We start from the raw sequence: 13,681 nt of genomic DNA, 5'->3' as shown, positions 1-13,681 counted from the left end.
ATGGAAAAACTTTATTCTATACAAGAGGTTTGTCAGTTACTTGGGATTCCAAAGGATACGCTCCGGTACTATGACCGGATTGGGATCGTATCGCCGTCCCGTGAAGACAATCGGTACCGCAGGTATTCGAAGAACGACCTCATCGATTTGATGAATATTCAAATCATGCAGTATGCGGACTTCACTCTTAACGAGATCAAGGGAACGTTTGGGTTCCACAGAATGGAGAATGTAGATCCAGCTTATTGCCGTGAGGTTGCTTCGTTCCTCGATGCGAAGAATGCAGAAACGCGTAAGAAAATTGCCCATCTGGAAAAGGTCAGTCAATTGCTCGACGTAGCAGCCGAAACGCTAAGGGACTTTAATCATGAAAGCGACCAACGGCTGGCAGAAATCGTTCGCGAACTTTACCGGTCTATTCGCAAGCAGGAACCGGGAATATCCGAGGAGGGATGTCATGGGCATCAACGTTAGGAATTTCTATTTTTTGATTGCTGGCATTCTGGCGATACTGTTTGCCTTTACACACGCATGGAATGGGCAATCCGCAGTGCTGCCGATGCTCCATGTGAGTGCGATAGCGATGGACACCCGAACCGTATTCATGTATGTCTGGCACATCATCACGGCGGAAAATCTGGTCTTCGGCATCGTGTTCATATTCATGTCATTCCAAAGCGACTATATGAAGATTCGGTTTGCCGCATGGACCATCGTGTCGCTTCTAATCGTCCGGTTGCTGGTCATTCTTGGCATAACGGCATTACAAGACGTATCGGCACTTGCGGATACGTTCATCGATTCGATTGCGATCATAATCTATGTCACCTTCATCATAATCGGCATAAGAAGGAAGCCAAAGGAGTTCGGAGATCAGACGCCACATTCTGGTCGGGTGGTGTGACGAAATCAAACCAGAAGAAGCATGGCTGGCATCAATGAGCCGTGGATGGAAAAAACGGTGAGAAATCAAACAAAGGCTAGCTATTCATCGGGTTGTCCAGCGAAAAGGAAAAAGAATATACTACTTGGATGATAAGACTGTCGGCGTAAATTACCGGCAGTCTTCTTTTTTTGTCTTAATCTTTCCGACCTGTTCCATAAGGTCGCAAGTGCCTAAAATTGTAAAATAATCTAGATATCATATTTAATTTGCTAAGTGTCATGTAACCGCTGTCATTCTATAATTTACTTAGAAAGGAGGTAAAAGGAAAAAGATAAATCAAAATATGAGGAGGTAGATTATGTTTAAATTCAGTAAGAAGTTGATGACGGTCATTCTTGCAGCTACCATGAGTTTTGGTTTGTTTGCAACGACCTCAAGTGCTGCGACCGACTATTGGCAAAATTGGACCGATGGCGGCGGAACGGTTAATGCCGTTAACGGCTCCGGCGGTAATTACAGCGTGACCTGGCAAAACACCGGGAATTTTGTTGTCGGTAAAGGCTGGAATACGGGATCGCCAAACCGGACGATTAACTACAATGCCGGCGTGTGGGCGCCGTCCGGCAATGGATATTTGACTCTCTATGGATGGACTAGAAACGCACTCATCGAATATTACGTCGTTGACAGCTGGGGTACGTATCGACCTACCGGGACTCATAAAGGCACGGTAACCAGTGATGGGGGCACATATGACATCTATACGACCATGAGATACAACGCACCTTCCATTGACGGCACACAAACGTTTGCCCAGTACTGGAGTGTTCGACAATCGAAAAGAGAGACCGGGGTCAACTCGTCCATCACTTTCAGCAACCACGTGAACGCATGGGCAAGCAAGGGAATGAATCTGGGAAGCAGCTGGTCATATCAGGTGTTAGCAACAGAGGGTTATCAAAGTAGCGGGAGCTCAAACGTAACAGTGTGGTAACCCATCGTCATCAATAAACTCAAGCGAACGGGAGTGGTAGGGCTGTCTCTGAGGATAAGCGGGGTTTGTGCTGTCTGATATGTATCAACAACGAATCGACCATAAGGAAACTTCAATCCCCCGCATTGGAGACAGACCGGTGACCGTTTCCTTCGTTTACCCCTAAGTCCGGATACGTTGCGGGCCGTTTCTCGCCATACGAACGGCCTTCAACGTAACGGCGGGGAAGTTACATGCCGTCATGGCCTATCAGTGTTCCTATCAGCATCAGCATAAAGGAGATATATCAATGAGAAAGCTATTAATGTTCTTTTTAATAGCAACAATGGTTGTGATCGGCGCTTGTTCACAAGTGAAGTCTGAAAAGATAGATGGCTTTGTATTTGTGGAAGGTGGGACCTCTAAGAACAACCAGTCTAACTACGCTGAAAAAAACGCAACCGTATCGAACTTTTACATTGGCAAATATGAGGTCACTCAAAAAGAGTGGGTGGAAGTCATGGGCAGTAATCCCTCTGCATTCAAAGGCGACCATTTGCCGGTGGAAATGGTGAGTTGGTATGACGTTGTGGAGTATTGTAATCAAAGAAGTATTCTAGAGGGCTTAAAACCTTATTACAACATAAACAAGGGTAAGAAAGATCCAAATAATAGGAATGATAACGATCATATCAAATGGATTGTCACGATCAATGAGGGAGCTAACGGTTACCGATTGCCTACAGAAGCCGAGTGGGAATATGCTGCAGGCGGAGGTCAGAATAGCAAGGGTTACATCTACAGCGGAAGCAATAATGCCGACGAGGTCGCATGGTATTGGAAAAACGCCGGAGACAAATACCTAACTGGGGATTGGAACTGGCCTATCATAGAGAGCAATCATAATACAACAAAATCGATCGGTACCCAGAAACCCAACGAGTTGGGGGTTTACGATATGTCTGGAAACGTAAGGGAATGGTGCTGGGACTGGCATGGCGACTTGGATAGTCCAAGCGGTTCCTTCCGAGTAGTAAAGGGTGGAGGTTGGATTGGCGACGTCAGCAACAACGAGATATCGTTCCGAGGTAAGTTCGATCCCAATGGCTTTGGCCCCGATCAGGGTTTTCGTGTCGTTCGCGGAGAATAGCCGGAACAAGACATAATTAAGGTTGATTCATTCGCCCAAAAAATGATATAAACCGCCCGCCGTCCTCTGAAGAGGGCGGTTTTTTGTTCGTTAGCCGTTGGTATCTAGCGAACTATTGACCACATGGTCAACGTGTATTACAATAGCTCAAATCATATTGACCAGGTGGTCAATCGGTGGAGGTGGAGTACTAAAACAATGGAGCCGAATAAAAAACAAACTATTTTGCAAGCAGCTTTAGTAGAGTTTTATCACAAGGGCTATGAAGGAGCTTCAACCAATCAAATTACCAAAGCAGCTGGCGTATCCAAGGGAATTCTGTTCCATTATTTCTCGGATAAAAGAACTTTGTATTTAACGGTGGTGGATGAATGCTTGAAGCACTACTACCATACACTGACTTCGTCACCCATGGACCTCTCCGAGGATCTGTTTCAGGCGATAGAGCAATTATCTCAAAAAAAGATGGATGTATTTAAAAGTGACCCCATCAGGTTTGGATTTATGGCTAAAACATTTGTGGTTATGCCGGAAGAGCTGAAAGCGGATCTTCTGGTCAAACAACAGCAAATGAACGAGGATTCCATACACCTACTTACAAGCAGGATCGATCAGAGCCGTTTTAGAGAAGGAATCGACCCCAAACAAGCGATCGAATTCGTATTGCTCTCCCTGGAATCTCTAATTACGAAGCAAATGGCTAAATCGTTTGACGAGAATTCTACAGGAGAACTCGAGATAAGTGCAGTTTTAGACACAAAATCTTATTTGGATATGCTAAGGTACGGCATTTATCGTAAGGAGGGAAATGAGTGAAAATAAAGTTACTCACCATCGGAACAAGGGGAGATGTTCAGCCGTTCATTGCCCTTGCCCGAGTTCTCCAGAACAACGGATATGATGTAGTTATATGCACATCCCAGGATTTCGAGGGCTTTGTTCGCGGACATAGTGTCGGTTTCGCACCCATTCGGGCAAATATCATGAAACTAGCGCAATCTGTGGAAGGAAAACGCATGCTGGGCAGCAATCCCTTCGAGATAATGAAGCAGATGAAAAAGCTTATATATCCTATGATGCAGCAAATGCTCGATGACCTGAGGATTCCGATCATTGCACCGACAGGTGCTTTTACCAATCCCATTTTACCTTTCACCTTCAGAAATCGATGGATAAATGAAAAAAGCTATCACCTCAACCGTTTAATGCTATTATCTTTCAAGAAATTGATGAATACATGGAGAAGCGAGACGTTGAATTTACCTCCGCGAAGTATATTCTCCGATGATTTGTGCGTAAACGGACGTGATATCCCGGTGCTTTATGGTTGTAGTCCTTCGATTATGCCATTTGACCCGAAATGGAAGGATCGCGTCTGTATGGAGGGATTTTGGTTTCTGGAAGATAAGGATTGGGATCCACCAGTTGAGCTGGAGTCATTTATCGAGTCAGGTCCCCCGCCGATCATTATCAGTTATAGCAGCATGCCTCTAAAGCATCCTGATCGTGTGCTGGAAATGACCATGCAAGCATTACAACGAACGGGGCAACGCGGCATTATTGTGGTTGGCTGGAGTGGAATGCAAGCTTCTGGGGATGGGGCCGAGAACATCCTGTGTATACAGGAAGCACCGCATGCATGGCTGTTTCCACGCGCTGCAGGCGTTATTCATCATGGTGGAGCAGGGACGACAGCGGCCGTTCTGAAGGCAGGGAAGCCGATGACCATATCTCCGTTTAATGCGGATCAGCCTTTCTGGGCAAAACGTATGTATGAGTTAGGTGTATCGACCAAGCCGCTTCCTGAAAAATCAATGTCTGTAGCCAGTTTGGTTGAGCGAATAACGGAGCTAACAAGTGATTCATCACTGGCAGCCCATTCAATGGCACTGTCAGGCAAAATTCAAGAGGAGAGAGGTATTGATCGTACCGTAGAGTTTATTGAAAGACGGTTACACGCTCAATCTTGAGAGATGCTGCCAGAATACTGCCGATATCAATTGTGTTAATTTTTAAAGCTTGTTGATGAAGAATTCCATGTTGTCAGGAGCGGAATGTTGTATATTTCGATCGTTCGAATTCATATATGGTCTTCTCACAGTTCCACTCCCATACTTTAATGATCGCTGGGTTTCTCATCCCATTCTCTGTTTTGGAAAAAAGACGAGTCTACCACTTTTCCACGACTTATTTTTAAATATTGGATCTCGTGATCTGTTTTTATTTTCAGCAAACCGGTGTCAAAATCGGTATTTAATTCCTTGAAAAATAGACCTTCGGCTATAGGATCACCCTCGGATTCCTTATTGCCAAGCAGATAATGAGAACCATCTCTGAACACCGTGACTCGAATTCCCCGTTCATGGGTGTCAGCCATCTGATCATCCATCCTTTGAACCGCTACAATGTGCAAATCCGTTTCGCCTATCTGGTTTAGCAGTTCGTTGACAAACGATCCGCGCGTAATTTCTTGCCATCGCGTTTGTCCGGATTGTCCGATAATTAGTTGAGTTATATGAAGATTCTTGGCGGTTTCCGCAATAATTTCCGAAGCTTTCCGATCTGCATTCGTTTTGACGATAAAGGTTGCCTCATATTCATCACATTTCGTTTGCCACTCGGCCAAATACCTTTCTTGTGCCTGATCGAGCTCATTCTCACGTTTGGGTATAACGCTTAACACAAACAGGGGACACTGAAGAAGTTTGGCTAATTCGCCGCCTCGGTGGATAAGGCGTTCTCCGTTCGGACCGTAATACACGCATACAAGTATTTTTTCATTATTCAACAGTGATATCATTCCTTTCTTTTTCCTTCATGGGGCTGGCTAATCCAAACTTCTTAACCAAAGGTTTGATGGTTAACCCCTGAACGAGAAGTGAGAAGAGGACAACACTAAAGGTGAGCACGAGTATATCGTTGCGACCATCGAAAGTTGTGGGCAAGCTTAAGGCGAGTGCGATCGACAAGCTGCCCTTTAAACCGCCCCAATTCAAAACCACTTTCCATGAAGAAGGGAAGGATTTTAGGAAATACAGGCTCACGTAGATGGCCAATGTTCTTCCAATTAAAACAATAAGAATGGCTGCCCCGATTAACGCCCACTTGTCCGCGAAGTGAATATGCTTGATTTCGAGACCGATCATTAAGAAAATCAACGAATTTGCTATTAACGTGATGACGTCCCAGAACGAATTAATGTTCATCTTGGTTGTATCCGACATCCCGATGCGCGCTCCGTAACTGCCGAAAATTAAGCCACCCACAACGACGGCGATCACGCCGGATACGTGGAAATGCTCGGCAATAAAGAAACTTCCGAAGAACAGGAGCATAGAGAAAGCAATCTCCAGCGGATAATCATCATAGAAGCGAATGAGCTGTGAGAATAGATACCCCAACACGCCTCCAACCGCGATACCACCAACACTAAACTTTAGAAAAAGCAGTACGCCGCTGCCGATTCCCACCCAACCCATTTCCAGATACGTGAGCAGATAAACAGAGGAGATCTGAAATAACACAACGGCAATTCCGTCATTAAACAGCGACTCCCCTTCGATGATGGTCACAATTTTCTTTGGTACGCCTAAAGATTTGAAAATGGAGATGACACTGATCGGATCCGTGGCACTCATCAAAGCAGCAAAGGTAAATGCAACAATCAGAGGCAATCCCATAAACCCATACATGGCTAGGGCAATAAGAAGGAAAGAGAGCAAGGTGCCGCCAAAGGCGAGAGCAATCACCGGCTTTCCTTGTTTACGAAGATGGGAGAACGGAAGCTTTAACGTGGCGTCTCCAAGAAGGATAGGCAGGAACAAGGAGATAATGATCGCTTGAAACACATTCGATTGAGTTATAAAGGATTCGGCCTCATCCAACACCGGTACATGGATCAAACCAAGCAGCAGGCCTACAATAACCAGTGCAATAGAGTAAGGCTGATTCATTTTTTTTGCTATCGCGATAACTCCCATCGATATCGCAAGCAAAATCAGCAATTGAACGAAAACCTCATTAAAATGATGCATAACGCACCCCTCGTCAAAGGATAAAATCTCCATTTATTGTAACCTAAAGGTCCAGTAACACCAAAAGTATTGACATGCGGGAAAGGAGGGGGTATTTTATGAATATAAAATAAATTTATTCACAGAATCATGATATACTTAATTTAAGGATGTGAAATGCAACATGCCCAGAAAATTTTCGGATGAAGAACGCGAATGGATTCGCCAAAAACTGCTGACTGAGGCACGCCATCATTTCGAAACGGCGGGTCTCCGCAAAACGAGCGTTGAAGATCTAACAAAGGCCGTCGGCATTGCCCAAGGCTCGTTTTATATGTTTTTCGGATCCAAAGAGGAAATATATTATGAACTGATTCTGGAGGAGGAGCAGCGAATCCGTAATGCCGTTCTGGATTTATTCCCTCCTGAGGAGGTCTGCAGCAAAGGAAGCATTAAACGGTTTCTCTTGTATTCCCTAAGGCTGATGGACGAGAGTCCGCTGCTTCGGCAGATGATGGATCGCGGGGAGATGGAGCTGTTGTTCAGGAAACTGCCGAAAGCGCTGCTGGAGCGTAACTTTACGGAGGATCAAGACGCGCTCTTGCCTGTCATTACGGCTTGGCAGCAGGCAGGCATTTTACCTGGTACGGCACCCGAATCCATCGTGGGCATGATCAGATCCTTGGCACTGCTTACGCTGCACAAGAAAGAGATTGGAGAAGAGCAATTTACATCTACAGTCGAATTGTTAGTCGAGTTATTATCTGCCGGCATGCTTGCAGTGTCTGAAGGGGCGAAGGGAGATGGAGCGTCGTGATCGAAGTAAGAGGGCTTCATTACACGTATCCAAATCGAAAAGTGCCGACCCTGCATGGGCTTGATTTTGTCATTCCGGCTGGCGAAATTTTTGGGTTTCTCGGCCCGTCCGGCGCTGGTAAAAGCACAACGCAAAAACTGCTCATCGGCGTTCTGAAAGGATATCAAGGAAGTATAAAAGTCATGGGTAACGAGATCAGGGATACGGGTCCCGATTATTACGAGCGAATCGGAGTAGCTTTTGAATTCCCGAACTTCTACAGCAAATTTTCGGTTCTCGAAAATTTAAAGCTCTTTCGTTCCCTTTACAGGGGGGAGACTGAGGACCCAATGAAACTGCTGGAACAAGTCGATCTGACGGATGCCGCAAATATGAAGGTTTCCCAGCTATCCAAGGGCATGAAGATGAGGTTGAATTTCTGCCGAGCGTTACAGCATGATCCAGAAATACTATTTCTGGATGAACCTACTTCCGGATTAGATCCCGTCAATGCCCAGCGAATGAAGGAATTGATACTTGCCAAAAAGGCTGCCGGCAAGACAGTTCTTATAACAACGCATAATATGCAAGCGGCAGAAGAGCTTTGTGATCGGGTAGCCTTTATCGTCGACGGTGAAATCAAATTAATCGATTCACCCAGAAGATTGAAACTTCGCAAGGGAAGAAAAGAGGTCCGAGTCGAATACAGCAGGGATGGTGATGTAAAGGAGGCCATATTTTCTCTCGATGGCATCGGTGAGAATATCCAATTTCTTCAGCTCATACAGGATTTCCCTCCCGAAACCATTCATACGCAAGAGGCATCGCTCGAACAAATTTTTATTGAGGTTACGGGGAGGCAGCTTGTATGAAAGGCCTAAGCTTATTTGTTTTCGATCTCCGTTTCCAGTGGCGCCACGGTTTCTATTGGGTTTATGTATTCGTCTGTTCCTGTTATTGGATTCTGCTCCGATTCATACCCGAGGCTTACCAAGAGAAAACAGCGATTGTGCTGACCTTCAGTGATCCCGCCGCCCTGGGACTTATCATGGCTGGCGGTATGGTCCTTCTGGAGAGGGACCAAGGCGTCCACGATCCGCTGTTTGTAGCGCCGGTACACATTCGGGAATATTTGCTGGCGAAGGTGGCTTCTCTGTCGGTGTTATCCCTTGCGGCAGGCTGGGTCATCCATATGGCGACCGGCAGTCTGCCTGAATATCCGCTTGCTTTTTCTACCGGTATTGTCTTAACCTCAACCTTCATGACCTTGCTATCGATTGGGGTGGCGGCACGCCAACGGACAATTAACGGTTTTATTCTGATGGTGCAGGTTTACGCATTGCCATTCATCCTTCCATTGTTTGGTTTCCTTCAATTGTGGCATGAAGACCTGTTTCTCGTCCTTCCAACCGAAGGAACACTCCGGTTATTAGTGTCTCCTAGTGGAGGACTATCTATTGGCAGTGTTCTATATTCCTTATGTATCCTGTTGATCTGGAACTTTGCGGCTTACATCTGGGCACAACGATCCTATACACGACATGTGCTGATGCGGGTAGGTGAGGGAGGGGGGCCTTAATGAGGAGATATAAAACCCTTATGATAAGGGATCTACGGCATGCATGGAAGGACCCCGTTCTGCTGGCAGCTTTGTTCGGTCCGCTGGTACTTCTGTTTCTATCGAGGTTTGGATTCCCTGTTGCCGTCCATTGGCTCGATGTAAACTATTCGTTTCATTTGGAGCCGTACCGTGGCTTTGCTGCATCGCTATTGGTTGTTACGATCCCTATGCTGACAGGAATGCTCACGGGTCTCCTTATGCTCGACGAACGTGATGAGAATGTGATTGCATATTATGCGGTTACTCCTATAATGCGTAAAGGTTATTTGCTATATAGAGTGACACTTCCTTTTCTGTTATGCACCGGTTTGTCCATGGTATATTTGTCTTTTTCCACTTTGTCGGATATTCACTGGGATAAACTAGGGGTTTTGCTGTTATTGGCATTGGAGGCGCCATTATTTTCGTTGTTCCTGGCTGCATTCTCAGCGAATAAGGTGGAAGGATTAGCCTTGTCTAAAATAGGAGGGCTGTTCATAGCAGGTCCTGTAGTGGCTTACTTCGTTCCAGGAGCTTGGCAGATGTTAGGCGCTTGGCTCCCAACGTATTGGCCTGCCAAGGTACCTTATTTCATGACGCAGAATGAGCCTTTCCTGGCAATACTCTTTTGTTCGATCGGATTGCTCCTGCATGCTGTGTACTTATATTTTATGGTGTCGGTTTTTAACAATAGACAATCTTAACTGGGGTCACCATGGATCGCTCTAATAAAGATATAGGTTCTTGTCATATCTGATGACAGAAAACAGCCGATCGAAATGATCGGCTGTTGTTACTCGTGTCTAACCATCGGTTATACCATTCAGCACCCGAAAGTCAACTGTCAGCATATAGATAAAGCAAATTGCGACTAAAAATGGTATTGCAAACTGAAGTTGAATCGTGTATTATGGATATCAAACATCCATAATACAGTCCGTACCGGATCAGGCTCATAAGCAATGGAACAATAGCGTATGCAAGAAGGTTATTTTCGCTCCAATTATGGATAATGTAGATCCGTAAAAGCAAAAAAACCAATGATCACCAACATTCGATGTGGAGTTTATTGGAGGCGGCTCGGCGGGCTTTTCACTGCCCTCAGAAATTATAGCGGAAGAGAGATGGATGTTATGAATGATTTTTTTAATGAAGCCATTTGGGAGGAGGCATGGAAAGAACACGGCGAACGCGTTGTGAACAAGATGAAAAAGACCGGAATCGACCCGACCCGAACCTTTGATCATAAGGCGAAGACCTTCAATGAGCAATCATTTAATGAAGAGGGAAGAAAACGGACCACACGGATCATGAATTGGCTTGAAGGACAAGGGGTTCAATTCGACAACGCCTCTGTACTGGACATTGGCGCCGCTTCGGGAGTATTTTCGGTGCCGTTTGCAGAGCGAGGGGCCCGCGTAACTGCCGTAGAATCCTCTCTGCCATTGATCGAATTGCTGAAGGAAAATATTACAAAATTCGCCGATGACCAGGTGAAGATTGTACCGGAACCTTTTGAAGATATTGACGTGCTGGCCAGAGACTGGGACAATGCCTTCAATCTTGTCTTTGTTTCGATGTGTCCGGTCATTCTGGATTGGGATAGCGTCGAAAAGATTTTACAATGCGCACGGGATTATTGTTATATCAGTATGCCGGCAGGCTCTATGGAGCTCAGTTTGGTGAATGAAATCTGGCCGCTCATCACCGGTCAGCCCTTCCAATCGAAGCACTTGGAGTTCGGATATTTGCTTCATCTGCTGTATCTCAAAGGCTATTCCTATGAGTCCCTTATCACACGGGAAACGAAAACGACGGAAGTTACAAGAGAAGCGGCGTTACAAGAAATGATGAACTGGCTTCGCAGTCACGGTCTTGCTGCAGATGATCAGAATCGGAAATTGGTTGCAGACTATTTGGAGCAAGCGTATCCGTCCGGCAAAGTAACCATCCGGCAGAGTGGTCGTTATGGCAAAGTACTGGTTCGAATGAAGGATCAAAGGATGTACTCAAGAAAAATTTGATCGAGACTACGCACATGTTACGTAGTCAGACCAAGAAGATGAAAGGATGATAGTGATGGCGATTCAACACGCAACAGATTCTACTTTTAAAGGGATGGTCCAAACCGAAGGAGTAACCGTAGTGAATTTTTGGGCTTCTTGGTGTGGTCCGTGCAGAATGTTTGCACCCGTTCTTGAGGAATTTGAAAGGGAAGCAAAAGGTTCCATTAAAGTAGTTAAAGTTAATGTAGACGATAACCCGGCGACATCTTCCCAATATCAGATTATGAGCATACCGACCACCCTTATTTTCAAAGATGGGAAGCTTCTTTATAAAGAATCAGGCATATTGCCGAAACATGTCTTGAAACATCGCACTGCCTCCAATTAAAGGATCAAAATGAAAGGAGTTCTTTATAAATAGAAATTAGATCTCAAAGGGATCACGGTATGCATGCACAAGAAGTCGTGCTTTGTGGGCGGCTTTTTTGGCTTTTTCCATATTCGTCGTGACTTCATGGATGACCTCAATGTAATATAAATATGAACAGATGGGAGATGAGGAACGATGTTGAAATTAGTAAAGGCTATGCTCGTGGGATTGAGCATGACTGTAATTGGTTTAGATTCTGGAAATGTGCAACCTACCGCCGTGTCGGCAGCCAGTACAGAATATTATGTCGCCAGCGATGGCAGCGACTCCAATCCAGGGACGATCCGTGCGCCATGGAAGACGCTGCAGCATGCGGCTGACGAGGCTGATCCGGGTAGCATGATTTACGTTCGGGACGGCGTATACAATCAGAAGCTCAAGATAACGCGCTCCGGGACAGCTGCACAAGGTCCCATTACTTTCACGAACTACGGTTCGGAGAAAGCCATCATTGATGGTGCTGGACTTTCAGTCAACGGGATCGAAGGGCTAATCGAGATAAAAGATGTGAATTACATTACTATTCAGGGCTTGGAGATTCGCAATTATACGACGACTTCCAGAAATGCGGTGCCTGTTGGAATCTATGTTCAAGGCTCAGGCGGCTTTATTAATCTGACCAACAACAAGATCCACGATATCAAGAGCACGGTCACACCAACCGGCAGCGATTTGCTTGGAAGAGATGCTCATGGTATCGCCGTATATGGCACCAAAGCTCCGGAATCGCTTCATGACATTACGATTCATAGTAATGAGCTGTACAATCTTGTCCTTGGTTCCAGTGAGACACTGGTACTGAATGGTAATGTAGATAAGTTCGCGGTAACTGACAATCTCATTCACGATAACGACAACATCGGGATCGATATTATCGGTTTCGAGGGGACAGCGCCGGAAGAAGCATACGACCAGGCCCGAAATGGCTTGGTGAAAGGTAATCGGATATACAACATTTCTTCCAACAACAATCCTTCTTATGGGAAAAAAATCCCGAATAACAGTAACTCAGCTGGCGGTATTTATGTTGATGGCGGCAAAGACAGCATCATTGAGCAGAACTACAGCTACAACAATGATATCGGCATTGAAATTGCCTCCGAGCATGCGGGCAAATCCACCAGCAATATTACGATTCGAAGCAACATGGTGCACAATAACCGGTTGACGGGGATCGCCATGGGAGGATACGACGAGGAGCGGGGCTCAACGGTGAATTGTAAAGTCGTAAACAACACCGTCTACAATAACGATATTTTAGGTGATGGTAGCGGACAGCTCTATGTCCAGTATGATACGAGAAATAACGTGATCAAGAACAATATCTTTGTGGCCAGTTCCACAGGTGTGCTGATCTACAATGAATATGCCAAAAATTCAGGAAACGTCGTGGATTACAATCTATATTATTCTCCAGGCGGTAGTCCAGATGCATTCTGGACATGGAAGAGCAAAGACTATACTGGCTTCTCCGCATACAAAGCGGGAACCGGCAACGATGCGCATTCTTTGTTCATGGATCCTAAATTCGTAAATGCTCCCGGTGGCGATTTTCATCTTCAGTCTTCGTCCCCAGCGATTGATGCTGGTTCGACGGATCACGCGATCATCGGAACGCAGGACATTGACGGTGAGCCAAGAGTGCAAGGAGCCAATGTGAACATCGGCGCGGATGAGTAGAGCAATGTTTTTTTGAAAATGGGCAAAACAGAGCTGAAATGTTAAGGGAGCCTAGTAGCAAGCTGGCTCGGCAGCATTCGGAACAATAACTATCTGTGACTTGATGGAACGAATGACGAATCAATCAGTAGAAAAGTATAACTACTA

General features: G+C 45.6%; 15 protein-coding genes. 13 read left to right on the top strand and 2 right to left on the bottom strand.

The window, feature by feature from the left end; all coding sequences use genetic code 11:
- The 6 genes from ACOZB4_RS03720 (at position 1) to ACOZB4_RS03695 (ending at position 4,979) form a co-directional block, all read left to right on the top strand.
- On the top strand, positions 1 to 474 hold the full coding sequence (locus tag ACOZB4_RS03720) for a MerR family transcriptional regulator (RefSeq protein ID WP_379405952.1): 474 nt from the start codon (positions 1 to 3) through the stop codon (positions 472 to 474).
- Positions 458 to 904, top strand: coding sequence for a hypothetical protein (locus ACOZB4_RS03715; protein WP_379405954.1), 447 nt, complete (start codon positions 458 to 460; stop codon positions 902 to 904). Before ACOZB4_RS03720 ends, ACOZB4_RS03715 begins: the two co-directional genes overlap by 17 nt.
- A gap of 340 nt (positions 905 to 1,244) precedes the next feature.
- Entirely contained in the window at positions 1,245 to 1,880 is a 636-nt protein-coding gene (locus ACOZB4_RS03710) for a glycoside hydrolase family 11 protein (RefSeq protein WP_379405956.1), read from the top strand.
- A gap of 289 nt (positions 1,881 to 2,169) precedes the next feature.
- Entirely contained in the window at positions 2,170 to 3,009 is an 840-nt protein-coding gene (locus ACOZB4_RS03705) for a formylglycine-generating enzyme family protein (protein ID WP_379405958.1), read from the top strand.
- 198 nt (positions 3,010 to 3,207) lie between these two features.
- On the top strand, positions 3,208 to 3,825 hold the full coding sequence (locus ACOZB4_RS03700) for a TetR/AcrR family transcriptional regulator (RefSeq protein WP_379405960.1): 618 nt from the start codon (positions 3,208 to 3,210) through the stop codon (positions 3,823 to 3,825).
- The gene (locus ACOZB4_RS03695; protein ID WP_379405962.1) at positions 3,822 to 4,979 is read left to right on the top strand and encodes a glycosyltransferase; all 1,158 of its coding nucleotides are present in this window, start codon (positions 3,822 to 3,824) and stop codon (positions 4,977 to 4,979) included. The genes ACOZB4_RS03700 and ACOZB4_RS03695 overlap by 4 nt, the downstream gene beginning before the upstream one ends.
- A 146-nt stretch (positions 4,980 to 5,125) precedes the next feature.
- Here ACOZB4_RS03695 and ACOZB4_RS03690 read toward each other — a convergent pair whose 3' ends face one another.
- Positions 5,126 to 5,797, bottom strand: coding sequence for a universal stress protein (locus ACOZB4_RS03690; protein ID WP_379405964.1), 672 nt, complete (start codon positions 5,795 to 5,797; stop codon positions 5,126 to 5,128).
- The gene (locus ACOZB4_RS03685; RefSeq protein WP_379405966.1) at positions 5,790 to 7,043 is read right to left on the bottom strand and encodes a cation:proton antiporter; all 1,254 of its coding nucleotides are present in this window, start codon (positions 7,041 to 7,043) and stop codon (positions 5,790 to 5,792) included. The genes ACOZB4_RS03690 and ACOZB4_RS03685 overlap by 8 nt, the downstream gene beginning before the upstream one ends.
- Before the next feature lie 163 nt (positions 7,044 to 7,206).
- Here ACOZB4_RS03685 and ACOZB4_RS03680 point away from each other — a divergent pair, with 163 nt between their 5' ends.
- The 7 genes from ACOZB4_RS03680 to ACOZB4_RS03650 all read left to right on the top strand — a co-directional run bounded on the left by ACOZB4_RS03680 (position 7,207) and on the right by ACOZB4_RS03650 (position 13,534).
- A complete protein-coding gene (locus ACOZB4_RS03680; RefSeq protein WP_379405968.1) occupies positions 7,207 to 7,839 on the top strand; it encodes a TetR/AcrR family transcriptional regulator in 633 nt (210 codons plus the stop codon).
- Complete coding sequence (locus ACOZB4_RS03675; protein WP_379405970.1) at positions 7,836 to 8,690, top strand: ABC transporter ATP-binding protein; 855 nt, start codon at positions 7,836 to 7,838, stop codon at positions 8,688 to 8,690. Before ACOZB4_RS03680 ends, ACOZB4_RS03675 begins: the two co-directional genes overlap by 4 nt.
- A complete protein-coding gene (locus tag ACOZB4_RS03670) occupies positions 8,687 to 9,397 on the top strand; it encodes an ABC transporter permease (protein WP_379405972.1) in 711 nt (236 codons plus the stop codon). Before ACOZB4_RS03675 ends, ACOZB4_RS03670 begins: the two co-directional genes overlap by 4 nt.
- A gap of 20 nt (positions 9,398 to 9,417) precedes the next feature.
- Positions 9,418 to 10,122, top strand: a complete 705-nt coding sequence (locus ACOZB4_RS03665; protein WP_379405974.1) for a hypothetical protein — start codon at positions 9,418 to 9,420, stop codon at positions 10,120 to 10,122.
- 429 nt (positions 10,123 to 10,551) lie between these two features.
- Positions 10,552 to 11,442 carry a class I SAM-dependent methyltransferase gene (locus ACOZB4_RS03660; RefSeq protein ID WP_379405976.1) on the top strand — a complete coding sequence of 297 codons (891 nt, stop codon included), beginning with the start codon at positions 10,552 to 10,554 and terminating at the stop codon, positions 11,440 to 11,442.
- A 55-nt stretch (positions 11,443 to 11,497) separates the two neighbouring features.
- Complete coding sequence (trxA, locus tag ACOZB4_RS03655) at positions 11,498 to 11,812, top strand: thioredoxin (RefSeq protein ID WP_076322157.1); 315 nt, start codon at positions 11,498 to 11,500, stop codon at positions 11,810 to 11,812.
- Between the two features lie 177 nt (positions 11,813 to 11,989).
- The gene (locus ACOZB4_RS03650) at positions 11,990 to 13,534 is read left to right on the top strand and encodes a right-handed parallel beta-helix repeat-containing protein (protein WP_379405979.1); all 1,545 of its coding nucleotides are present in this window, start codon (positions 11,990 to 11,992) and stop codon (positions 13,532 to 13,534) included.
- The last annotated feature ends 147 nt before the right edge of the window (positions 13,535 to 13,681 follow it).

This window comes from Paenibacillus sp. NPDC058898 (assembly GCF_049316025.1).
Lineage (GTDB): Bacteria > Bacillota > Bacilli > Paenibacillales > Paenibacillaceae > Paenibacillus_AQ.
This window is presented reverse-complemented; position numbering and strand designations above follow the sequence as displayed.